The sequence below is a fragment of the Thermosporothrix hazakensis genome (assembly GCF_003253565.1).
Lineage (GTDB): Bacteria > Chloroflexota > Ktedonobacteria > Ktedonobacterales > Ktedonobacteraceae > Thermosporothrix > Thermosporothrix hazakensis.
Genome location: NZ_QKUF01000006.1, coordinates 207,631 through 231,126, shown reverse-complemented (window position 1 = coordinate 231,126; position 23,496 = coordinate 207,631). Strand labels below are relative to the sequence as shown.

22 protein-coding genes are annotated in these 23,496 nt (G+C 54.2%); 9 read left to right on the top strand and 13 right to left on the bottom strand.

All coding sequences use genetic code 11. The features are described from left to right. The gene (fdhF, locus tag EI42_RS11700) at positions 1-2,280 is read right to left on the bottom strand and encodes a formate dehydrogenase subunit alpha (protein ID WP_111322055.1); all 2,280 of its coding nucleotides are present in this window, start codon (positions 2,278-2,280) and stop codon (positions 1-3) included. Between the two features lie 19 nt (positions 2,281-2,299). Further along, the gene (locus EI42_RS11695) at positions 2,300-3,379 is read right to left on the bottom strand and encodes an MFS transporter (RefSeq protein ID WP_111322053.1); all 1,080 of its coding nucleotides are present in this window, start codon (positions 3,377-3,379) and stop codon (positions 2,300-2,302) included. Between the two features lie 314 nt (positions 3,380-3,693). Here EI42_RS11695 and EI42_RS11690 point away from each other — a divergent pair, with 314 nt between their 5' ends. Then, positions 3,694-4,869: an MFS transporter gene (locus EI42_RS11690; protein ID WP_211326133.1), complete on the top strand. Its 1,176-nt coding sequence runs from the start codon at positions 3,694-3,696 to the stop codon at positions 4,867-4,869. A gap of 100 nt (positions 4,870-4,969) precedes the next feature. Beyond that, positions 4,970-6,346: an endonuclease/exonuclease/phosphatase family protein gene (locus tag EI42_RS11685; RefSeq protein WP_170142555.1), complete on the top strand. Its 1,377-nt coding sequence runs from the start codon at positions 4,970-4,972 to the stop codon at positions 6,344-6,346. A 156-nt stretch (positions 6,347-6,502) separates the two neighbouring features. Here EI42_RS11685 and EI42_RS32465 read toward each other — a convergent pair whose 3' ends face one another. From EI42_RS32465 to EI42_RS11675, 3 genes are all read right to left on the bottom strand, one after another. Beyond that, positions 6,503-6,655 (bottom strand): hypothetical protein, encoded by a 153-nt coding sequence (locus EI42_RS32465; protein ID WP_170142554.1) that lies wholly within the window; start codon positions 6,653-6,655, stop codon positions 6,503-6,505. A gap of 175 nt (positions 6,656-6,830) precedes the next feature. After that, positions 6,831-8,114: a protein kinase family protein gene (locus tag EI42_RS11680; protein ID WP_111322049.1), complete on the bottom strand. Its 1,284-nt coding sequence runs from the start codon at positions 8,112-8,114 to the stop codon at positions 6,831-6,833. Positions 8,115-8,180: 66 nt separating this feature from the next. Beyond that, a complete protein-coding gene (locus tag EI42_RS11675; protein WP_111322047.1) occupies positions 8,181-10,004 on the bottom strand; it encodes a hypothetical protein in 1,824 nt (607 codons plus the stop codon). 167 nt (positions 10,005-10,171) lie between these two features. Between EI42_RS11675 and EI42_RS11670 the strand changes: the two genes are divergently transcribed. Genes EI42_RS11670 through EI42_RS11660 form a run of 3 tightly spaced genes read left to right on the top strand, consistent with a single transcriptional unit; the run spans position 10,172 to position 12,822 of the window. Then, the gene (locus EI42_RS11670) at positions 10,172-10,948 is read left to right on the top strand and encodes an ABC transporter ATP-binding protein (RefSeq protein WP_111322045.1); all 777 of its coding nucleotides are present in this window, start codon (positions 10,172-10,174) and stop codon (positions 10,946-10,948) included. Then, positions 10,945-11,748 (top strand): ABC transporter permease, encoded by an 804-nt coding sequence (locus tag EI42_RS11665; protein ID WP_111322043.1) that lies wholly within the window; start codon positions 10,945-10,947, stop codon positions 11,746-11,748. The genes EI42_RS11670 and EI42_RS11665 overlap by 4 nt, the downstream gene beginning before the upstream one ends. Positions 11,749-11,763: 15 nt before the next feature. After that, positions 11,764-12,822: an ABC transporter substrate-binding protein gene (locus EI42_RS11660; protein WP_111322041.1), complete on the top strand. Its 1,059-nt coding sequence runs from the start codon at positions 11,764-11,766 to the stop codon at positions 12,820-12,822. A 115-nt stretch (positions 12,823-12,937) separates the two neighbouring features. On the opposite strand, the gene EI42_RS11655 is transcribed toward EI42_RS11660, so the two are convergent. Further along, positions 12,938-14,440, bottom strand: coding sequence for an amidohydrolase family protein (locus EI42_RS11655; protein WP_111322039.1), 1,503 nt, complete (start codon positions 14,438-14,440; stop codon positions 12,938-12,940). A 722-nt stretch (positions 14,441-15,162) separates the two neighbouring features. On the opposite strand from EI42_RS11655, the gene EI42_RS11650 reads away from it, so the two are divergent. After that, positions 15,163-15,486, top strand: coding sequence for a VOC family protein (locus tag EI42_RS11650; RefSeq protein ID WP_111322037.1), 324 nt, complete (start codon positions 15,163-15,165; stop codon positions 15,484-15,486). Positions 15,487-15,605: 119 nt separating this feature from the next. Here EI42_RS11650 and EI42_RS11645 read toward each other — a convergent pair whose 3' ends face one another. Continuing rightward, entirely contained in the window at positions 15,606-16,364 is a 759-nt protein-coding gene (locus EI42_RS11645; RefSeq protein WP_111322035.1) for an SDR family NAD(P)-dependent oxidoreductase, read from the bottom strand. 104 nt (positions 16,365-16,468) lie between these two features. Here EI42_RS11645 and EI42_RS11640 point away from each other — a divergent pair, with 104 nt between their 5' ends. Beyond that, entirely contained in the window at positions 16,469-17,347 is an 879-nt protein-coding gene (locus EI42_RS11640; protein ID WP_111322033.1) for a LysR family transcriptional regulator, read from the top strand. Here EI42_RS11640 and EI42_RS11635 read toward each other — a convergent pair. Then, the gene (locus tag EI42_RS11635) at positions 17,342-18,922 is read right to left on the bottom strand and encodes a hypothetical protein (protein WP_111322031.1); all 1,581 of its coding nucleotides are present in this window, start codon (positions 18,920-18,922) and stop codon (positions 17,342-17,344) included. The two genes, EI42_RS11640 and EI42_RS11635, sit on opposite strands and share 6 nt — an antisense overlap. A 3-nt stretch (positions 18,923-18,925) precedes the next feature. Continuing rightward, entirely contained in the window at positions 18,926-19,798 is an 873-nt protein-coding gene (locus tag EI42_RS11630) for an ABC transporter ATP-binding protein (RefSeq protein WP_111322165.1), read from the bottom strand. A gap of 155 nt (positions 19,799-19,953) precedes the next feature. Here EI42_RS11630 and EI42_RS11625 point away from each other — a divergent pair, with 155 nt between their 5' ends. Continuing rightward, positions 19,954-20,637 (top strand): magnetosome magnetite crystal formation protein family, encoded by a 684-nt coding sequence (locus EI42_RS11625; protein ID WP_111322029.1) that lies wholly within the window; start codon positions 19,954-19,956, stop codon positions 20,635-20,637. A gap of 199 nt (positions 20,638-20,836) precedes the next feature. Here the strand turns inward: EI42_RS11625 and EI42_RS33210 are convergent, their stop codons facing one another. The 3 genes from EI42_RS33210 to EI42_RS11615 are packed head-to-tail and all read right to left on the bottom strand — an operon-like array spanning position 20,837 to position 21,441. Then, on the bottom strand, positions 20,837-21,016 hold the full coding sequence (locus EI42_RS33210) for a hypothetical protein (RefSeq protein ID WP_111322027.1): 180 nt from the start codon (positions 21,014-21,016) through the stop codon (positions 20,837-20,839). A gap of 37 nt (positions 21,017-21,053) precedes the next feature. Continuing rightward, entirely contained in the window at positions 21,054-21,149 is a 96-nt protein-coding gene (locus EI42_RS34680; RefSeq protein WP_346268191.1) for a hypothetical protein, read from the bottom strand. Between the two features lie 22 nt (positions 21,150-21,171). Next, entirely contained in the window at positions 21,172-21,441 is a 270-nt protein-coding gene (locus EI42_RS11615) for a low affinity iron permease family protein (RefSeq protein WP_211326131.1), read from the bottom strand. Positions 21,442-21,658: 217 nt separating this feature from the next. Here EI42_RS11615 and EI42_RS11610 point away from each other — a divergent pair, with 217 nt between their 5' ends. Next, positions 21,659-22,399 carry an alpha/beta fold hydrolase gene (locus tag EI42_RS11610; RefSeq protein WP_170142553.1) on the top strand — a complete coding sequence of 247 codons (741 nt, stop codon included), beginning with the start codon at positions 21,659-21,661 and terminating at the stop codon, positions 22,397-22,399. 50 nt (positions 22,400-22,449) lie between these two features. Here the strand turns inward: EI42_RS11610 and EI42_RS11605 are convergent, their stop codons facing one another. Next, a complete protein-coding gene (locus tag EI42_RS11605) occupies positions 22,450-23,316 on the bottom strand; it encodes a hypothetical protein (protein WP_111322023.1) in 867 nt (288 codons plus the stop codon). Positions 23,317-23,496 lie beyond the last annotated feature (180 nt).

Below are 23,496 nucleotides of genomic sequence, written 5' to 3'. Positions count from 1 at the left end.
TCATTCCTTGATCTTCTTGTTACCAGTCTCGCCAACGGCATAAGGGAACATCGCAGGCATATTTTCCGGGTTATAGTTCACCGTATACCCTGTACCGCCCTCCTTCTCAGGCGCGTCGATGCGCTCAATGCGAGCCGCGCAGGCCTTATATTCAGGGATCTTAACCGTCGGATCAACGGCAGGGTTGGTAAGCTGATTGATTGCTTCCGCATGCCCGTAGTGGTAGGGTACAAACAGCGTATCGGGGCGGATCGTCGGCACGACCAGCGCCTGCAACTCCATCGATCCGCGGGGCGAGGTGATGCGCACCCGATCATGATTCTGAATCCCGAGTTTCGCGGCGGCCTGCGGGTGAATCTCAACCCACGGTTCCGGAGCCTGCGCATTCAAGAAGCCAAGTCTGCGTGTCTGGTTGCCCGACAGGTAGTGATAGACCACGCGCCCGGTTGTCAGGCGGAAGGGGAAGTCTTCGCCGGGCTCCTCTGCGGGCGGCTGATACTCTACCGCGATGAACCGCGCTTTGCCGTCCGGGTGGCCGAAGCGCTCGGTAAAGAGGCGCGGCGTGCCCGGGTGCCCTTCATCGGGGCAGGGCCAGAACATTCCTTGCTCCTCATCTATCTTCTCCCAACTCATACCTGAATAGTCGGCAGAACCACCTTTCGTCGCCTTTCGCAGATCGTTCCAGATGTCGCGTGCAGAACGATAGGAAAAGATGCGCTCTTTCCCCATGCGCTTTGCAAGCTCAACCAGAATCTCCCAGTCAGCCTTTGACTCGCCCAGAGGCTCAACCGCCTTGTTGATCTTCACAACGCGGCCTTCCAGATTGGTCGTCGTGCCCTCATCCTCGCACCAGACCGCCGCCGGCAGCACTACATCAGCCAGTTCAGCCGTTTCAGACATGAAGAAATCGACCACAATCAATGGATCCAGTTGTTGCAAAGCGCGCTTGACTGTCTGGTTATCGGGAAGCGAGACCATCAGATTCGAGCAGGCGATCATGCAGCTTTTAATGTCGCCCTTCGCCATCAGATGAATCATCTCGGTGGCTGCCGCACCTTCCCACGGCATCTCCTCAACCGGAATGCCCCACACCTGAGCAATAAAGCGACGATCCTCATCAACATCGATATGACGATAGCCCGGAAGCTGGTTGGCCTTCTGTCCCATCTCGCGACCGCCCTGCCCGTTGCCCTGGCCTGTCACCATCATTGTGCCGCCGCCCAACTTGCCAACCTGCCCGCGAGCAAGCGCCAGATTGGTACAGGCAAGGCAGGTATTGACCCCATGCGAGCTATGCTCAATGCCGCGTGCATGCATAATCAGCGAGGTCGCCGCCCGGCCATACATGCGGGCTGCCGTAATAATGCGCTCAGCCGGGACGCCCGAAATACGCTGCGCCTCCTCTGGCGTGTACTTCGCGACCGTCTCGCGTACCTGCTCCCATCCAACAGTGCGCTCGCGGATGTACTCCTCGTCAATCATGCCGTCCTGAATGAGCAGATTCAGCATCGTGTTCAGCACAACCATATCAGTGCCCGAGCGCACCGGGAGCCAGAGATCAGCCGTACGAGCAAGTGGCGTTTCCCGAGGATCAAGCACAATCAACGATGCGCCACGATCCCGCGCCCGCCAGACCCACTGCATCATCACCGGAAAACACTCTGACATGTTCACGCCGACCGCAACCAGACAATCCGCATTAGGAATATCGGTCATCGGTATGGGAGAGCGATCGATACCGAACGCCTTCGCATATGCCACAGCAGCCGAAGACATGCACAGACGTCCATTATAATCGACGTGCCGCGTTCCAAGCACCGCACGCGCAAACTTCCCCATTGCATAACATTTCTCGTTTGTCATCGATGAGCCGCTGTAGATCGCGATAGCATCTTTTCCATATTGCCCCTGGAGATCCTGCCATCTGCTCACGATATAATCGAGCGCCTCATCCCAGGTCGCCCGTTCCAGCGGCGACCCCTTGCCGCCACGCCGTATCAGCGGGTAGCGCAGACGGTCCGGGTGATTTGCCTGCTGGTAGGCTACCACGCCCTTCGGACAGAGCGAGCCACGATTGTGCGCGTAGTTGCGCGGCTCGACGCCAATCACCTGCCCCTGACGCACCTTCAGATACATACCGCACTGCACACCGCAAAAGCTGCAATGGGTGGGGATCAAGGTCTCAGGCGTGCGCGAGTGAGCATCCCAGTCTTTCAGCCCATGAGACTGAAAGTCAGTATTTGTGTTCCGTTGTTGAAAAACATCTTTATTAACAGACATGCTCCTGCTTCTCCTTCCATCACACAAAGCGCTTTTTCATCATTGCATAATACGCCTGACCGCGCAACACCCGCTTGCAGCGAGGACAGTACTCATGCAGGTTGTCATGAGCTCCCAGATCATAGTTCTGGTCTAAATCTTGCAACACAGCCCTGAGATCTCGAATAAACTGTTGCGAGGGCAGTTCCTCACCACAGCGCTTACACACGCCCACCGTCTGCTGCTCGCCGCGCTCCCTGTCCTGGTTTACCTTCTGATAGAGGGTGACGCCAATACTCGCGGGACGCTGGATGATATGAAAGAACTTCCCGAACGGGAGCGTCAGGAACCAGGCAACCACTGTTACCTGATGGGTCAACGAAATGAACCAGTAGAAACGACCGCCCCACCACATCGAGGACGCCGTTAGAGCCAGTCCAGTGATCGCGATCGCCGCCAGCAACACCAGCGGCACCATATCAAAGCCAAAGCGCTGTGTTGCAAGCAGACCAGAGTCACGAAGCCGCCGCCAGAGCGCCATCACCACTCCTACCATCAACAGAAAAGCGGTGATATCCAGCGCGTGGAAAAAGGCGAAACCAATACCCGCCTCAACCGGGAAGGTGAACAACGGCAGACCGAAAAACCAGATGCGATAGGTATCTACCCCCTCAAGCGTGAAATGCAGCCAACCAAACGTCAGCGGAATCGTCACGAACAGCGACAATAGCACGCCCCAGAAGAGCGACATGTGCATAACCCAGCGATACAGGCTACGCTTGAGAATAAACGTTTGTGCGAAGATATCGGTCCATAACGCCCGAGGCACGAGCGTCGTAAAGCGCCGGAAGTTCTGCCACGAAAAAAAGGAAGACCAACCGGCACGAAAGTACCGCCCTGTCGGCGGGCGCAGGATCCAGAGGACATACCGATACAGCAGCACTGCAATCGCGAATAACGACGCCACTGCATACCCGATCAGAGCTGAGTCAAAATCACGCAGCCCTCTTGAGCCTACGATAATCAAAGCTACCACGAGGCCAGTCACAAGGGTCGCAACCGCAAACGCGCCCTTATGCATCCGCGGTCGTGGAGGGGGAGCAATATGTTCTGGCTCCATCCTTCTCTAATCTCCTTTATTCTTCAGAAAGAGATGCACATACTTCTATTTTAAGTTACAATCAGTTTTACCGGGAAAGCCAGATAAGATACTTATAACAATAATCGAAAGAGATCACGCTATGGTCACAGCCTTTCACACCATGATCACAACCAGATCACAGACCCGTATCAGCGCGATTCCCATACATGTGAGCATTTTGAGAGAAACAGCGGTATTCCTGTGACGCTCTTGTAATCACCATTTTTTATACTCTAAACCAGCACAACCCGCCGTTTACTAAAAAAAATGTACCTGAAAAGGAGATTATTATCTTGCCAAAATATAAAGCCTGGATAGCCTTACTCATGGCGACGCTCTCGTTTACGATCACGTTCGCTGTGTGGTCTTTGTTGTCACCCCTGGCCACCCAAATTCAGCAGGAATTTCATTTATCAGAAATAGAAGTAAGCATTATGCTCGCGGTTCCGGTCATCCTGGGGTCTCTGGCTCGTATCCCGATGGGATTGCTCACCGACCGCTTCGGAGGCCGCCGCGTGATGACATTCCTGCTCCTTTTCACCGCCGCTCCCCTGCTTGGCATGACGACCAGCACTGGCCTGTGGGGCTTCTTGCTCTGGGGCTTCCTCCTTGGCGTGGCGGGCAGTAGTTTCGCTGTTGGCGTGCCGCTGGTGAACTCCTGGTTCCCGCCCGAACGTCAGGGACTCGTCATCGGCATCTTTGGTATTGGCAATGTAGGCAGTGCTATCAGCGCCTCGCTTGCGCCCCAGATCAGCAAGCTGGCCGGAAACTGGCGCCCGAACTTCTGGGCCGGCGCAATCATTATTCTGGTGATGGCGCTTGCTTTCTACCTGCTGGTCTCCGACGCCCCCCAGGCCGGAGCAAAAAAGCAGTCAGCCAGGCAACAGTTAACGCTGCTCAAGCGCAAAGAGGTGTGGCTGCTCAGCCTGTTCTACTTCGTGACGTTCGGCGGCCTGGTTGCCTTTGGCCTGTACCTGCCCAAGCTGCTGATCGACAATTTCGGCCTGGATAAAATCGACGCAGGCAACCGCACTGCAATCTTCGTCATGGCCGCGACCTTTACCCGCCCGCTTGGCGGCTGGCTCTCCGACAAAGTCAGCGCCCGACTGCTTGTACGAATCGTCTTCACTGGCCTGCCCGTGCTGGCGCTGATCCTTGCTTTTCAGCCAACCATGCCCATTCTGACCATCTGCTTCCTGCTGATCGCGCTGCTGCTCGGTATCGGGAATGGCGCGGTGTTCAAGCTTGTTCCACAACAGTTCCCCAAAGAGGCGGGCACCGTTACCGGGCTGGTCGGTGCCGCGGGCGGCCTGGGAGGCTTCTTCCCACCAATTGTGATGGGCATGATCAAAACGATGACCGGAGCGTACACGCTCGGTTACATCCCACTGGCGCTTCTAGCAGCGCTCTGTTTGTTCTTCAGCCTGCGCGGCACGAACAACCTGATGCGCGCCGCGAGTGCCTCGTAATACGCAAAAAAGGGAGGAAAGGAGCTCCTCCCTTTCCTTAGAAAGTATGATATACTGCCTGCATAGCAACCCATCCAGACAAGGAAGAAAGAGAACAACGATGGAACAGCAACCCGGGCCCGTACTCCAGCTTCAAATTGATCGTACCGGACAGATTCACGTCCCCTATGGACATCTCACAACCCGCTCATCACTTCCCTTCAAAATCGTCAACCCCCTCAACGGTTGTCAGGACTTTTCCCTTCTCTTTCGGCTTCGAGGCGCACCACAGGCCCGCCAACACCCGCTTCTTGCCACCCTCATTGACGAACAGATCCGCTGGCAGCTTGGCATACAGGAGAACGGTTCATGGTTCTGGGAGGCCAGACAGGGTGAGAGCGCCTATAGCTATCATCCCACGCCTGCACGCCAGCCCATCCTTGATGAGGAATGGCATCAGCTCGCCTGCTGTTTTTCCGCTCGTCGCGCTGAAATCTGGCTCTATTACGACGGCCTGAATGTGGCGATCTATCATCTGGACGCGCTTCCCAACCTGACGAGCGCCGAATATCTGCTGATCGGAGACGAGCATCAGGGGCTTGAATATGAGCTTTCATTTTACGCCCGGATGCTCGGCGCAGAAGAGCTTGCAGCGCCCCGACATCAGCCGCCGATCTGTGGTGACACGCTCCATGTCATGACCTTTAACATCTGGAACGGGGGCCGCGAAACCGGGAAGGAACAGGGAGTTGATCGCACCATCGAGCTGATTCAGCAAGCGAACGCCGACATTATCACCATACAGGAGACCTATGGCTCCGGTCCCCGCATCGCGGAGGCGCTTGGCTACTACTTCTATTTGCGGAGTCGTAACCTCTCTATCATGAGTCGCTACCCTATTTTGAGTACGGTACCGGTCTTTGACCCCTTTTTCAGTGGATGTGCTCGAATCGCGCTGCGGTCCGACCTCTCATTGCACTGCCTGAATATCTGGTTGCATTACCTCCCCGACTATCTTGGCGATATCAAGGCCGGGCGCCCGTTTACCATACAACAATTTCTGGCCGGAGAAAATCAGTACCGCTTTCCAGAGATCACCCAGATACTCCGCACCGCTCACAGGCTGCCCGAGCCTATCCTGATCGGCGGCGATTTTAACAGCGGCTCACATCTGGATTGGATTGACACAACCGCGCCCCAACATGGAGGTCACGTCCTGCCCTGGCCAGTCAGCAAGGCAATGGAACAAGCCGGGTTCCGCGATTCCTATCGTGAAATCCATCCCGACCCGCTTGCAGAGCCAGGGTACACCTGGTCACCCATTGCGCCCGCCGACCCGCATGACCGCATCGACTATATCTACTATCGCAATACAACTCAACGCGGCGCAACCCTGCAACCGCTTGCCTCGCTCGTCATCGAGAGCCATCCGGAACGATATCCCTCCGATCACGGGGCCGTACTGACCACCTTCCGTATAATTGATGGGGACGCATAGCTCTTTTAGAGTACACCGGGTAGAAAAAAGGAGAGGCGCTTGCGGGCGTCTCTCCTGTACTGGATGGCGAATGATCTACTGCGAATCCGCTCATGAAACTCCTCGATGAACCAGCATCCCGAACGTGATCGAGGAGATCTGAAGTGCGATTGCTGTTCATGCGATCCAGGGATCAAGCCCCACCTCCTGGCAACACATCCCGGAGAAAGGAGCCATGCCAGCCTGCTGCTTCCGCTTCCTGAGCCAACCGAACCTGCGGGCGGCATCCGCATACACACCAGTTGTCGGTATATTGAGTGCCCATTTCATGATGCGCTTCCTTATCTTTTTATAGAAAATAAGCATGATTCACTTGAAGAAAGTATACAAAAATATGTACGTTATCTACTCTCATAGAGGGCTATGACTGCGTAAACTCCAATCCAGATAAAGCAGAAAGAGAAATCCATCCACCGCCCGGGGGAATAGCGGAAGATCGGACCATTTATTCATTTTCCTCTAAAAGCTGTGCCTGCTGATAGCACTTGTTGGCGTCAGATTTCCGTCCCATCGCTTCCAGAGCCGCCCCTTTATTCATCCAGATATCTCGATCTCGCGGCGCATACATCAACGCCTGATCGTATGCATGAATCGCCTCAGCGTAGAGTTCGAGCGCGAAGGAGGCATCACCGATTGAAGTCCAGAGGGTCGCGTTTCGCGGATCCAGCTTGAGCGCCTGCTGATAGCGCTTGATCGCTTCCTCAAAACGTCCCTGACGATACAGCTTGTTGCCCTCAATCATCAGTTCACGATGAGTGGGTGAAGCCGCCTGCGGAGCCTTCCGTTCCATTGACGGCGTATCGAGCGAGAGCGAGCGCGACGGAGACCACTGCCAGATCTGCGACATCGACGGTGACATCTGCGAGAACGAAACTCCTGATTGTGACGGTGTGCCGCGACGAAGCTGCCCATCAAGCTCTTGAAGAAAATGCTGCACAGTCGGGTAGCGCTGCTCCGGTTGCCGATGAAAGCCCTTTTGCAGCATCATGCGCAGCATTGGATCATGAAGCTTACAGAAATCAACAAGCACCTGAGCGCACAACAACGCAAAGATGTATTGATCACTGAGAATCGCTTCCTCTGCGGAGCGCGGGCCGCCCTGTCCCCATTCCGGTGGAAGATAAGGGGAAGTCGGCGGGATCAGGCGCGCAAAGCCGAAATCAGCCAGTTTGCCCTGTCCCTTGCCATCGGTCAGAATATTCGTCGGCATCGGTGCGCCATGCCATACCCCCTGCTCATGGGCAAAACTGAGAGCCTGCCCTATTTGGTGGAGCAATGGGAACAGCATTGATACCAACATTTGCTGATTGACAAATTGTTGTTTCTGCTGGCGGGCATAAAAGGCGAGCAGATGAAGCAGGTTTCCCGGAACATAATCATGAATCGACACATAATAGAAGATTGAGGCCGAACGATCAGGGGTCCACTGAGTACTGTTGAGAATCGGGTGAATGGCGGGATGCTGCCACTTCCTGATCTGCCAGGCGATATTTTCCGCCACCGACCAGCTATGAAGCGGCACCCGATGAGACGAGAACAGTTTGAGTACCACCGTACGTCCGGTCTGGTCCTTTGCGGCATACGCCTGACAGCCAGGCCTCATACCAAGCAGGGATTGTACCTGATAGCTTCCGAGTGCAAACCCCGCTCGTAAAGCGCCACACTGTCTACATAACACCTCGGTTGGGTCCATCGGGTGAGGTGGATTACCAAGACATGTCGCTTGCATAAATAGAGCGCCTCCCCTCAAAAATTGGGAGGCGCGACCTCCTTTCCTCCTTAGAACAACGAATAGCTAGGCAAGCGTTCGCGGGCTCCCTCCAGGTGACGGCTGTTGCGTTGAGTGCTGCTGATTGGCACGCGCTGGCTTCCAGAGCGAAGCCAGCGACTGCAATGTACGCAGCACGGTATCCAACGCATCGGCTGCACCAGACTGAGGCGGAACCGTCCCCTTCAGAATGAGCAGTTGATCCTGCACACGCTGAAGTGTCGCCTGAATCCGCTGCTGCTGAGCGTCCTGAAGCTGTTTCTGCTGAAGCAGAGTACGCTGTTTCGCCAGAATAGCCTGTTTGAGCTGCTGCAGGTCACGCACAGGGAGCGACTGAAGCTGCCCCGTCCCCTGCTCGTTTCCTAACAACATGATTGCCTGCGAGAGCTGATGCACCTCACGCTGCACCTGATCGTATGCCTCGGCACGCTGCGAGTATTTCTGCAAGCGGTCAAGCATCAGGTTCAAGCTGGCAACCAGCGGCAGCAGCGGACCTTCCATCGCCGGAGCCCGCGTCGAGAAGTTTCCTCGTGCGACACTTGCATGCACATCCTGAAGTACCTGAATACCCTGTTCAAGCTGCTGCATCGAGCTGAGAATCTGTGATGCCTCATCAGCCTCCATCTCGGCGGCCTTCGCGGCGCGGCGCGTCACCACCAGCTCACCACGAATCTGGCTTGTCAACTTCTGGTTCTCCAGCAGGACCAGCGTCTGCCTGATAACGACCAGAACCGTGATAATAATTACGCTCACGGCTGAGAAGAGCAGATCGCCCTGCCCACGCGGCGCGACTATTAGCAGCAGCGCGGCACTGGCGGCAGTTGCCAGCACAAACGGGAACATTGCCTGAAAGATCGTGCTGGTTTGCGACAGGCTTTTACTTCCCGCGCGCTCCTTTTCCTGGCCCGCACGCTTTGGCTGCTCGATTGCGGCAAGACCGACCAGCAGCATACTCAATGGCCACAACAGATCAAGCACAGTGCCGGTCTTAAAACCGCCAAGCAGGTTGTAATACCCGAGCAAGCTATCAGCGAAGCCCAAACAGCCCAGACCGAGCATCAGGCGCAAGAGCACAGGTTCCTGCTGCTTCGTAGAGAACGGGCTGAAATAGAGCAACACACCGACAGCCAGCAGCAGAATATCGCCAACAGGAAAATAGACAGCCAGGAATGCAGCGAGGGGATCGGTGATTCCAGGCAGGCTACCAAGCGTCGGAGCCAGCAACAGCGGCCACGACAGCGCAAAAGCCGTACCAATAATCACACCCGCATCCAGCAGCAGGCGCATTCGCTCGACATTGCCCGAGTTCTTGCGAGCAAAAAGCGCGGTTCCTGCAATAAAGAAAGGATACGCCAGCACATAACAGATATTGTACGGACCGGGATACGGCACCTCAGACGTAGGCATTCTGAGATCAAAAGAGGTCCAGATAATACCGCCCAACCCGTAACATGCGATACCAGCCGCCAACAACCACCACGCAACCGCAGTACGCATCTCCCGCTTATAATTCAAAAACATCTGTCGCTGCTCTTGCTTCGATGAGACCTGCATTGCCTGGCGGCGGATCATCTGTGCAACCCGCGTCAGGCGCACCGCGATGACCACACTGAACGCGCAGCCGATCCACTGCCCACCGGTCTGAAAAATATCTGAGACCGACTTGAGAGCGGTACTTTCGCCCGGTTTCTGTCCGGACAGCGTTAGCACGATCAGCAGCAGAGCAAAAACGACGCTAAAGCCGATCACAATCCAGAGACCGACGCGTTCAAGTGGCCTGCTTCTCGCATACGTCTCATCTATTAGAGTTCCCGGAGAAGGAGTATCTCTAATAGCTTCATTCTGTAACATTAAATTTCTCCTATAATAAAAAGGTAGTTACAAAGAAAATAGATATTTCTGTGGCTCTTTCTTCTTTCTATCAATGCGGCTCATATAATTATAGCAATGTTATTGATGCAATACAAGGTAAATGCTATAATGGTACAAATCAAGCCACTGAATGGATAGATATATCTATGGAACAAAGAAGCATTGCGGTCTCTATAAAAAAAGTAAGCAAACGCTATTTACATCAGGGCCGTGAGGTCCCAGTACTACAAGAGATTGATTTGACTGTTCCTCAAGCAGCATTCGTTTCTCTTGTGGGACCCAGCGGTTGCGGTAAAAGCTCCCTGCTTCATCTCATCGCCGGACTCGATGAGCCAGACGAGGGCGAGATCATCCTTCATGGCGATAGCAAGAGTTCGCGCGCGGGCAAGTGTGGCTACATGCTACAACAGCCCTTGCTCCTCCCCTGGAGGACTGTTGAAGAGAATGTGATTCTTGGCCTCGACGTGCGCAAAACGCCGCGTAAAGAGGCGCTGGAAAAGGCACGCGACCTGCTGAAACGATTTGGCCTTGCTGACTTCGCGGAAAACTACCCCGCGACCCTCTCGGGAGGCATGAAGCAGCGTGTCGCCTTACTTCGTACTGTTCTGTTTCAGAACGAGCTGCTCCTGCTCGATGAGCCATTCGGCGCCCTCGACGCTCTGACACGCCAGACCATGCATCTCTGGCTACAGGATCTCTGGGAGTCGATTTCGGCCAGCGTGCTCCTGGTGACGCACGATATTCGAGAAGCAATCTTTTTATCTGACACTATTTATGTAATGAGTCACCGGCCAGCACGCATACTTCAACGATATGATGTCGATTTACCTCGACCTCGCAAAATTGAAGATCTTTCACAGGAACATGTAATTCAACTGGAGCAAAAAATCTTTGCACAATTAATGGAGGAGGAAAAGGTATGAAGCGCTCATGGATATCGCTCTATGGACCGGCGATGATTCTGGCCCTTGTCCTCCTGCTTGGCTGGCAGATGTACACCAGGATTGGCAACGTGAACCCGTTGGTTCTTCCGGCGCCGACTGAGATCATCACCACACTTGGGAAATCGTGGGACACGCTGTTCGACCACACGGTGTACACGCTGATGGAAACCGTGCTCGGCCTTGCCCTGGCGACTATCTGTGCCCTGGTGCTGGCCTTGATCATGGATCTGGTGGGAGTGGTGCGCCGCGCACTCTATCCCCTGCTGATCCTCTCGCAGACAATCCCTATCGTGGCGCTGGCTCCATTGCTGCGCATCTGGTTTGGCTTCGATATGGGCCCCAAAATTCTGGTCGTGATCCTGTTCTGCTTCTTCCCGATCACAGTTGCCTGTATCGACGGACTTGAAGGTACTCCAGGTGATCTCATCAAATTATTGAGAAGTATGAAAGCATCGCGCTGGCAACAACTCTGGTTTGTGCGCCTGCCGGGAGCGCTACCCTCATTCTTTTCAGGACTCCGAATTGCTGCTACCTATGCGCCAATTGCGGCTATTTTTGGTGAGATCGTTGGAGCAGAAAAGGGACTGGGTATTTTTATGCAATTTTCATTGAATGCACGTGCTACTGCTCAAGTATTTGCTTCAATCGTCATCCTTTCTCTGCTCAGCCTGTTCCTTTTTGGCTTCGTTATTCTGCTCGAACGCCTGGCACTGCCCTGGTACCACTCAACGACCGCCAGCAACAGGGATGGAGACAACGTCTCGCGTAAATCGAAATAGATGAAAGGATGATCTATGCGTAACCGCTCACGAATGATATTAGTCTTCGTGCTGCCGCTGGTGCTTATCCTGCTCGTGGTGTCGCTCTTCTTCTGGCAACAGAATAGACTCAACACTGCAGCAGAAGCGCCTCAGGCGACAGCGACACCGAAGCCGCTTAACAAGCTGACTCTGGCACTCGACTTTACGCCGAATCCAAACCATACCGGCGTCTACGTCGCGCAGCAGAAGGGCTGGTACCGAGAGGCAGGAATTGACCTGCATATTCTGCCCTTCTCGCAAAACTCGTTCCCTGACACCCTCGTGACACAGGGTCAGGCAGACGTCGCGTTTAGCTCGACCGAAACCATTGTGCTCGACGCAGCGAAAAATCAGCCTATCGTTTCGCTTGCCGCTATTCTCTCACATAATACCTCGGTGCTGGTCACGCGCGATGATGGCTCTATCAAGCGTCCAAAAGATCTGGATGGCAAGAAGTTCGGTAGTTACGGCGCTCCTTATGAGGTGCCCATAGTCAGCACGGCCATCAAGCATGACGGCGGCAAAGGCAACTTCAAGAACATTATTCTTGGAACCGACGCGATTCAGGCTGTCATCACCAAGCAGGTTGACTTCGCCTGGGTGTTTGGCCTCGATGTCGAACAGGCGCGGGCTCAGGGTGCCAAGCTCAAGACCTTCTCAGTCACAGAGTATGGCGTACCCGATTACTACGCACCAAACCTTGTCAGCAGCGAGAAGACCATCAAAGAGAAGCATGACCTGCTGCAAACCTTCATGGAAATCACGCAGCGCGGCTATGACTACGCCAGCAAGAACCCCGAAGAGGCCACCAAGCTGCTGATCGCGGGCGCTCCACAGGGTACCTTCAGCGATGAGAAGCAGCTTGAGCAGGGGCAGCGCTTCGCCAGCTCTCACTATGAGGATGAGGGAATGAAGTGGGGTGTGCAGGACGCAAAAATCTGGAAAGCGTACGTTGATTTCATTTTGAAGACGAATTCCGTCACCGACGATAAGGAAAAGCCAGTCAAAGCACTTGATTCAACAAAGCTCTTTACCAACGAATTTGTGAAATAACGGGATTATCAACAAGCAAGAATGGCTGATACCCATTTTTTTGCCTCCCAATTCCCTGAAATTGGGTCCCTGTTCTTACGTAGGACAGGGACCTTTTCTTCGTAAGAGGTATCGCTTAGATATCCAGCGCACGCAACCGGTCAAAAGCCTGCATCAGTTCGCGCGTATTGGGCACGCTCTCAAGATTCGCCTCAAAACCGGGCCAGATGTTCGCACAGCGCTCCCTGATCTCCTTCTTAACCTCTTCCTCGTCCACGGTCACCATGCGCTGCTGCTCAACCACCACCTGACCATTCACAATCACGGTGTGTACGGCCTGGGCCGGCTCACAGTAGACCAGATGCAGATACGGATCGCGCAGCGGGAAAAACGGCATTGCATTCAGATCAAGCAGCACAAGGTCTGCAAGCCGTCCCGGAGCCAGTTCACCGATCTCTCCCCGGTGATACCCGAGCGCCTCACGACCGCCGATTGTCGCGACTGACCAGAGATGTTCCGCCTTCGGCCACTGTGCATAATCGACATACGCATTATTATGGAGAAGACCCGCCAGTTTTAACGCCCCATACACATTCTGGGTATCATTACTGGCGGACCCATCGCTTCCAAGTGCCACGCGTACACCCGCACGCCGCGCCTCTTCAAGCGGGAAGATGCCGCTTCCAAGCCGCATATTGCTGACCGGGTTATGAATGACCGTAGCACCGCTCTCCGCAATGATTTCGAGATCGCCCGGCTCCACCCAGATACAATGGGCCAGCGAGGTACCGGAACGCAGGACTCCCATATCATGGAGGTAGCGAATACCACCTGTACCTAGCATCCGCTTGATAATGCGCGTCTGAAGCTGCGTTTCAAGCGCATGCAGATGAAGTCCCGTCTCGTAGCGATCAGCCAGCTTGAGGCAGGATTCCAGCAGCGAAGAACTGCACCACTGCACGCCGTTCGGCCCAAGCAGACAGCGCAGCCGACCATCGCCCTGCAAATGCCACTGATCCATGAATGCCTCAAGAGTCGCGAGCTGCTCATCCATCGACGACCAGAGCTCGAAGCGGTCCGAGAACGGGTGCGACGGGAATTCAATACCGTGCTCCTGCCCGAACTCGATCAACAGATCTCGATCCTCAATCATAGGTGCAACAGAAGCACGAATACCGGCATCTCGATACGCCTGCATGGCAGCCGAAAGGTGCTCCCCGGCGATGCCGTCAGCAGTCCAGAGGTGGTCAAGAGTCGCCGTCGTGCCCCCTTTGAGCATCTCAATCGCACCAAGCAGCGTGCTCAGGTAGGTCAGACGCGGGGTCCACTCCACAAAGGAGCTGAAGAGTGTCAGCCCCCACAGCTCAAGCGGCAGCGGCGGAATAGTGGCTTTCAAGAGGTTCTCGGGCGAATGCGTGTGTCCGTTCAGCAGCCCGGGCACAGCCAGCATGCCACTCGCATCGATTACACGGGTATGGTCCGAAACTGGTATGCTACCCGCGGGTCCGATCTGCTGAATCATCTGTCCAACAATCGAAATATCAAGCGACGCACGCAGTCCCTGCCCCCCTGCATCCGGCAGAAGAGTGCAGTTCTGTAACAACAGGGTCGGCTGCTCGTCAGGTGAAAGAGAAAACATATGTAAAGCTCCATACGTATGGTAGTAGAAATAGGAATGGAAATACGTACATCTATTGTGTAACAAACCGAACTGAGAAGCAAGTATTTAGGGACAATACACCTATTGGTCGCCCGCAGATTTGACACCTACCGACAAGGCGCAAGGAGCAAAAAAAGGCTTTCCCCTTTTTAAAAACACCAGAAGCTCCCCACTTCTGCAAGCAGAGTCGTAGCTGCTCGCCTGTAGTAATACTAATGCAAGCAAGCGTCATGCAGCCAGTGACAACACTCCATAGCAGATGGAGCAGTGATAGCCATATTCACCTTTTACTTGTCTCCAGTATTTCTGTATTTCCCGGGAGAAGATATACCCCGCAGAAGTAACACCTTCATATACAGCAGGAGTCTACATAACAGGAACATCTCAGAGACACAGCGGAGACCTTTGCATGTCGATACGCGCTGGCATTTCGGCTCTATGAGGGCGCTGGCACACACCCACCCTATCATGCATACGAGAAAGGGCTTCGTGCCGGACTCGATCTCAGCACCACCACACTGGACCGGGATACATAAAAAAGAGGACTGAAGTCACCAGAATGACGACCTCAGTCCTCTCTTCGCTCAGGATTGGGAGCGTTCGCGCCACTCAGCAGCAAGCAGTGAATAGGTTGCCATATCGCACAACTCACCGCGCACCTGCCAGCTTTGCCGCCGCACTCCCTCAAAAAGGACAAGCACATGAAACTCAATTTCATCTGTCGGCTGGTTAAAGACGTACCTCAAACGGTCCATTTCTGGCGCGAAGTGATGCAACGTCCTATCACCTATTATGATGAGTCGATAGGCTATGCTTCGGTTGATACTGGAGGCACGACCCTGGCCATTTTTAGGCAGGCAGCGTTCTCCCGTATGCTCAATATGGAGATCCCTGAATCGTGTCATACCTACCTCTCATTTCAGGTGGAGAACCTCGATACAACCTTCGCTGATCTGATCCGCCGCGGCGCAAAGGAATTTCGCTCGCAGCAGGATTTTCCGGCATTGCATGCACGTCAGGCATAGATCTGTGACCCTGAAGATCCAGCTCTACAACTCGCTGCAAGCGCAATAGAGCGAGTGCGAGAGGGACAGGCCTCGTGTCCCTCTCATTTCATCCTGACAAACGGTACAGCGCATATCTATTATCGCCCGAAGAGCCAGCCGCCATTCACGTTCAGCACCTCTCCTGTCACAAATGAAGCTTCCGGTGAAGCCAGATAGAGAGCCGCCGCCGCGATATCTTCGGGTCGCCCCACGCGTCCGACCGGCGTTTCACGCACTGCCTTCTGAATCCGCTCCTCAGGCACCTCACCGCCAAAGAAGCGCGTCCCCGGGATGAAGCCGGGAGCGATCGCGTTCACAGTAATCCCCTGCGGACTCAGTTCACGAGCCAGTGCAAAGGTCAACCCGTGCACACCCGCCTTCGCAGCAGCATACGCCTGGCCGCCTGCGCTGCTGCCACCAGTGTAGGCACCTATCGAGCTGATATTGATAATGCGGCCTCCCGGACGCGTCAAGTAGGGTATGATAGCCAATGCCATCAGAAAACTTCCCTTCAGGTTCGCGTTCAGTACTGCATCCCATGTCCGCTCTGCCTGCTCGAAAGGGGTATCTGCGCTCACAGAGCCCATGCAGCCAGCCGCGTTCACCAGCACATCAACCTTCTGTCGGGTCCCCATCATCTGCGCGACAGCCTCGTGAACCTGTACGCTCTCGCTGACATCCGCACGATACCATGACACTTTTTCACCAAGTGCCCTGGCGGCATCACGCAGCGTCTCCTCATTTCTCCCAACAATCAGCACATCGGCCCCTTGCTGCACGAACGCCCGTGCGATTGCCTGCCCTATGCCGCTGTTTCCACCTGTCACAAGAACAGTCTGTTGCTCTAACGTGTTCACTTCGTGCTCCTTTCAATTGATGACAGAAATAAGTATAATAGCAAGAAAGCCGAGTGTCCAATATATAAATGATGACCAATTAATATGCAGGAGATATCACAGAAATGGAGCTACGCCATCTCCGCTATTTTGTCACTGTCGCGGAAGAACTGCACTTCGGACGAGCAGCCGAACGGCTTCATATCGCACAACCGCCGCTAAGTCAGCAGATTCGTCAGCTCGAAGAAGAACTCGGGGTATCGCTTTTTACCCGTACCAAACGCCGTGTGATGCTCACAGAGGCCGGCGCTGCGTTTCGTAAAGAGGCTTTGAAAGCGCTTGCACAGGTTGAGCACGCCGCCGAAGTTGCGCGACGCACGGCCCGCGGTGAGGTCGGACAATTGAACATTGGCTTTGTCGGGACCGCAAGTTACACGCTCCCTCGGCTCTTCAAGCGCTTTCGGGAGCAATACCCCGATGTTGCCCTGACGTTACGTGAGCTTACAACCAGCCAGCAGGTACAGGCACTCTGTGAGCAACAGCTTCACCTCGGCGTGCTTCGGCCCCCGGTCCAGGAGCCCTCGCTTCAGGTTGAGATCTTTCACCGGGAAGCCCTGATTGTCGCGCTTCCCGAGGGCCATCGTCTGGCGCCACGCGCGGCATTAGCGCTATCCGAGCTGGCAGACGAGCCATTCGTTCTGTTTCCACGTCAGCAGGGCCCGGGCCTGTACGACACGATCATCAACCTCTGTCAGCAAGCAGGCTTTCATCCACGTGTCGCACAGGAAGCAATTCGGATGGAAACGCATGTCGGGCTCGTCGCGGCAGGTTTTGGCGTCAGCCTGGTTCCAGCCTCACTGCAACAACTCCAGCAGGACGGCGTGCTCTACAAGGAGCTTCAGGAGCCCTCGCCCACAATTGCGCTTGCCTTCGCGTGGCGGCGTGATGAAGCAGCTCCGGCGCTGCATGCTTTTCTCCGCCTTGCCAGGTCCTGCTTCTCATAGCAGCAACTGTCTCTTTCGCCCGATGAAGATCAGTATCAGCAGCAGGAGCAGCCCGCCGAGCAGGATACTGGCTAGTTGTAGCTGCATCCCCATCGATAGCGGTGCCAGATAATCCAGCCCCGGGAGATGGTTGACGGGCCCGATATACCACCAGGCCAGATAGAGCACCTCAAACAGCCGCCCGTTGCCAACCCAGATGCCAAATGCCATCGCCAGCGAAGGGATAAACAGCACAACCAGACATATCACCATCAGTTTTCCAGTGCTGCCCTCTATCCCCAGGCGTATTACCAGGCCGGCAAGCATAAGCAGCGTGCAGAGCACCCCGGCAAGCCATTGCATCGGCAAGTGACGGAGCAGCGGATGCGGTACAGCAAAGACTGTTTGCTGTGTTCCACAACGCGTCTCCAGGCTTCCCAGGCTCGACCAGAGAAACAGCGGCCAGATGGTCGCCAGCGGGTACAGCGTATACTGAGAGAGCCCGGATGGCACGGCCAGCATGATGACATTCAACAACACAAGCGCCCCATACCACCACATTGAGCGCCCTTTCAACAACAACACCAGCTCTCCCTGAAGCACTTTGAGCCAGCGCCCCCGCGTTGTCCCGTGTAGCAGCGGCGTTAAAGGCACAGAAACCGGTATACGTATCTGATTGCTTCCCTGTTCTGGCACCTTCTCCACGATATGACGCTTATTGCTCGCCCTTGCCGGATCAAAGCGCGAGAAAAAGAGCGATGCTATCAGCACGAGGGCGCATGCAATGCCGATCCAGAGGAGACGCTGAAGCAGAATGTCACCGCTCCACTCAATGCCCTGCCACGTGAACACCTGCAGTCGTCCGGGATCATTAAATGTCAGCCCGAGCGATGTTTCACCCGTAAAATGCGGGAATGATCGCAGTAGAAATGCATGGACCTGCTTGAGCGGTACCGATATCCCGAACGGATCAAGCATTTCAACTCGCGCCCCCGTCGATCGCTGCCCGAGAAACGCAAGTACAATACTTATAAAGAAGTAGACTCCATTACCGAGACTCCCCCGTAACCAGGACACCGTTTCAAAGAATACCGCCAGTGCCGCAGGTATGAAAATTGCGGGGAGCGTCAGAAACAGAAATGGACTCAACAGCGCCCAGAGATCAAGCCGCATGTCTTCGGCCCGTAAAAACTGGGTTCCGCCCGCCACAATAGCTGTTGCACCAACCATCGACGCCAGAACCGCCACATTACTGAGCATTTTACCCAGGATATACACAAATGTATGTAGTGGGGTCGACGCGATAATCTGTCCCACACGCGTCTGTTGATCACGCTCTATCCCATTTTTGACCAGATAGAAGCCCACAATCGGCAACCAGAGCGAGGCCACCAGCGCAATCTGCATGCCGACCCACGCCGAGTTATACGTTCCCCGAAACATACCCAGGTTCAGAGTTTGATACGGGCTGCTCTGTGGCGGCAGGTAGAAATAGGCAGCAAGCATGCTCAACACCAGCATCACAAAAAAGCTATAGCGCCTCATTCGCTCGCGAAAATCGGCCAGAATCAGGTGAAAAAGCGCACGCAAAACCATATCTCATCCTCCAAACCGGGAAAAACGGACAGCGTAGAGATAGGCATCTTCCAACGACGGAGCAAGCGGCCTCGCATCGCGCATAGGCGGCAACTCCGACAGTACGCGCACATGAATGCCATCACTTCGTCTCCACATACCGCTAACCGCGAACCGCTCACGCACGTCCAGAACGTTGGTGGTAACAAGCTCCCAGACGCGCCCTTCAACTCGTGCTATCAACTGCTCTGGTGTGGCATGAGCAAGCAGCCGACCACCATTCACAATCGCAATCGTGCTCGCCGTCGCCTCAACATCCGACACGATGTGCGTCGACAGAATCACGATTCGCTCGCCTGAAAGGTCGGTCAGGAGGTTGCGAAAGCGCACGCGCTCCTCAGGGTCCAGACCCACGGTTGGCTCATCCACGATCAACAGCCGCGGATCGTTCAGCAACGCCTGTGCAATGCCGACCCGTTGCCGCATCCCCCCCGAATAGCTACTAAGCGGACGTTTTCGCGCCTCTGTCAGATTGAGATTCTCAAGCAACTCCTGAATCCGCCGCCGCGCAGCCCGACCATCCAGCCCCTTGATCGCGGCCATATATTCGAGAAATTCCTGTGCACTCAAATGCGGGTAGATCCCAAAATCCTGCGGCAGGTAGCCAAGCACCGAACGCAGCACATGAGGCCGCCGAGCAATGTCGATACCATCCCAGAGCACCCGCCCCTCGCTCGCCCGGGTAATAGTTGCCAGAATCCGCATCAGCGTTGACTTCCCGGCTCCATTGGGACCGAGCAGACCCAGAATACCCGGTCCTAGATCCAGATGGAATTGACGCAATCCCCAGAAATCCCCTTTGTATCTTTTTCCTACATTCTCTATAATGAGTCTCATCAATATATCGCCTTTCGTATTCATTTTTGAGAAGCATGCTCCTGAGAACGTAGCAAAAAGTATGACAGGGAAGTGCCCAAAAAACGAGAACGATTTCTAGCCTGATACTGTACAAATATTGAACATTTCAGCCAAAGGAGGGGGGAAAAGAAGGCATGGACAAAGCACGAAATGAACTGTTACGGCGGGAACGGGAGAAACGGGGCTGGTCGCAGGCACGAGTCGCAGAGCAGATCGGAACCGAAGCAGTCAATGTTAGCCGGTGGGAACGTGGCTACGCAACACCATCACCCTATTTTCGCGAAAAACTCTGTCTGCTTTTCGGCAAAGATGCCCGCGAACTCGGCTTTCTGGAAAACGAAGAGAAGAACAGCGAATCGGCTTCCCAGGCCACCGCAGAGGAAGTTATTCCGGTACAGCCGCTTCCGGTTTCCCATGCTAAAATTGACCTTCCAGGGAACGCATCCCGCTGGTGGGCGGGTGTCAGCCATATATTTGGCTGGCTGAGCGGGCTCTTCCTCTTTCTCCTGAATCGGGACCACTTTGTGAGATTTCACAGCCTGCAAGCACTTTTCTTCTTCGGAGCATCTAATATTCTGTCATGCCTCATTTTATGGATGATGTCAGTAGTAGAAAAGATGTACGCGAATCCAACACAAACGCTGATAAATGGATCACTGGCACTGCTTCTCTTCCTTCTCAACCTGTTCACATTCATCGTCTGGGTCGTCGGGATCATCCAGGCGTGGCGCGGGAAGTACTACCCCTTCCCTTTCGTTGGGAGCTTGAGTGAGCGCCTGGTTGGTCGGTCACTCGCCCTTGCACAGAGAAGCAAGTAAAACGTGTTTGCATACTCTTCTCCAGATAAAAAAAGATACTATTTTTTACCCGGAATATGCACCCGAAAGCACGTCATCCAATAGTATTACGCATAGCTATTTGCTCTGTACGCGTACTCTTTTACTGCTATATCAAAAGGGACCTGCACTGAAGCAGATAGATAGGAAGAAATAATGATGACCCAGATGTCAGCGCTTCTCATGCGATCTCTACCAGGGGAATGGGCCGCACCTCCAGGGCCCGTTTCTGAAAGGCTTTCTTTCGGTCTGATGAGCGTTGCACCGGGTTCTGAGAGGCAGTGTTCTCGCAGCGCGTCACGGGAGAGGGAGTCTCGACCTTTGAACAGGGGCCTGTCGGGCTGAAGAGCGATCTTTCCACTGCACGATTGCCTGCTTCAGCCCCACAAGCTCCTTGTTCAGGATGTACCCTTCCTCTTTTGAAGATGATGCTGCGCCTGTTTTGCCATATGCTCATAGTGCTTCTGTAACTTCTCCAGCTCTTTTTCAGTCATATCCTCGATGTTCAGCATGCTATTATCCGCGCTTTTTCAATGCACGAATGATCTCATCAAGCTTTACCTGCATAGCCTCACTATCACGATTCTGCGTATTCTGGATGAGAAATACCATCATAAAGGTGATAATGGTGGTACCGGTGTTGATAACGAGTTGCCACGTATCAGAAAAGTGGAAGATCGGCCCGGTGATGCCCCAGATCACCACCGCCAGCAGCGCAAGACAAAATGCAAGTGGATGACCGAGCATTCTTGACATCAGCTTTGCAAAACGTGAAAAGTGCAACATGGCTAATCATCCTTCCTCCTTCAAGGAATGTGCTGGAAACAGCGTCATTGCACACACACTCCTACCATAGATACGGCCTAGAAGCCACTACAGGTTCAATGGAAGAGGATTTTGAACTGCAAATATATAGACATTTCTAACTACTGAAGACAAATCGAAGTTACAGCACGTATAATGAGAAATGAGCAGAATAGCTCTTTCTCATAAGGAGGTGCTTATGCAGTCATCACTTCATCTGACACGGCAACCCGTTGCAGGACGTACGCCACTTCTCTGCATCCCGGGCACGTATTGCAGTCCCGAGGTCTTCGAGCTCATTGACGAGCGCCTATTTCCAGAGATCCAGGTGCTTCCCATCTCCTGGATGACATCGCCCGGTCCCTGGGATATCCCAACCCTCGGACAGCGTGTGCAACAGCTTGCCGAGGAGCTTGGTCCCTGCCTGCTCGTCGGGCATTCAACTGGAGGTGCAATCGCCCTGGCCGCCGCTCTGTCCAATCCCGCGTCATTTCGCGGTTTGCTGCTCTCTGATACAGGAGCGAACATGCACGGGCATGGGGACGTATCCAGCATTCTCAAAATAATCGAGCAAGGAGCCACCGGATCGGCGTTCTTTCAACAACTGATGAAACGAAGCTTTCTCCATCAACCTGAGCCCGCCCTGCTACAGCGTCTGCTGGAGTATGCAGAAAATGTACCCTCCGAAGCCGCATTACAGGCGCTCCGAAGTCAGGCGGCACTGGATCTTTCTAACGCCCTCTCGCGGCTTATGCTCCCGGTCATCGTGATGCATGGTCGCCATGACCAGGCGCGGCCAATAGCGCACGCTCAGCTTCTCTCTCAGCGGCTCCCCACTGCTGAGCTCTTTCTGCTTGATTCAGGTCACACGCCGATGGTTGAGGTTCCTTCAGAGTATGAACGGCTCCTGCGCCGCCTTATCATGCGCTCCGCAAGCTAGACAGGCCGAGAGGTGGGCACAGGACCCCTGGCCCACCTTGCAATCATCTCCTATGAGAGAAGCTTTTTCAGGCGTCCGAGCGGCGCCAGAACGCGATGAAACGGCAACATGCGTTCATACACCAGCGGGTCCAGCGCCTCATGCTCCATTACAGCACAGGTTTCCACTATTTTTGTAAGTTCAAGTACAGCGATCCCACGAGCTCCACTGAATAAATGATCGTAGCGCACCTCTTTCATCTCTTCAGCCGTTGCTTCGACCCAGCACTGACGCGGGTTGCGCCACTTCTTTTCCCGTGCAACCCATTTCATGTACCCGACCGTTACGGCCTCGCGTGGCATGCCATATCGCAGGAAAAGCCGTTCCAGATACTCGCTACTGAACTGGATATACCAGCCTCCATCCAGCAGTTTGCCAAACGGTACCGTGATCAACGCTTTCCCACCCATTTCCAGCAGCTCATAGAGCCGCACAATCGCCTTCAAGGGGGCTTCCAGGTCGCTTCTGACACTCGTTTCACCGAAGCCCCCGGTGGGATCGCTTCCCTGGCCTACATGCTCAACTGTTGATATAGAAATAATGGATTGAAACCGTTCCTCAGCCGGCTGCATATCCATAATATCGCAATTGTCGATCCCATCTCCCTGCTCGAACTTATCGACAATCCGTCGAGGCGGCAGGGTGCCAGTCTCATAATACTGCAACACATTACCCACTTCCAGCAGAGAACCGCTTTGGCGCTGCAAGAACTCCAGCGCTATCGGGATCTCAATTGCCCGTTCCGCTCGATTATTAAAGGGAATCCGATTATAGAAAAGCTGTTTTCCTTGAAAGTAAAAGTGTGGTTCCCAGGTACCAGGGGACCATTCTTGTAGACGAACTCGATCACCACTTGTTGAAGAATATGTCTTTACCACAGATTTCTTCTCTCCTTCTTAACATACTGCATCTAAATTAAAAGCAAAAATAGAGGCCATATCTGGCTATTGAGAAAAAAATGAAAATAAGAGAAACTCTTCTCCATGAACGGAAAGGTTCTGTTTATGGCATTTCTTCTTTCAGTATACTCAAATGGTGATACCAGAGCAGATAAAATG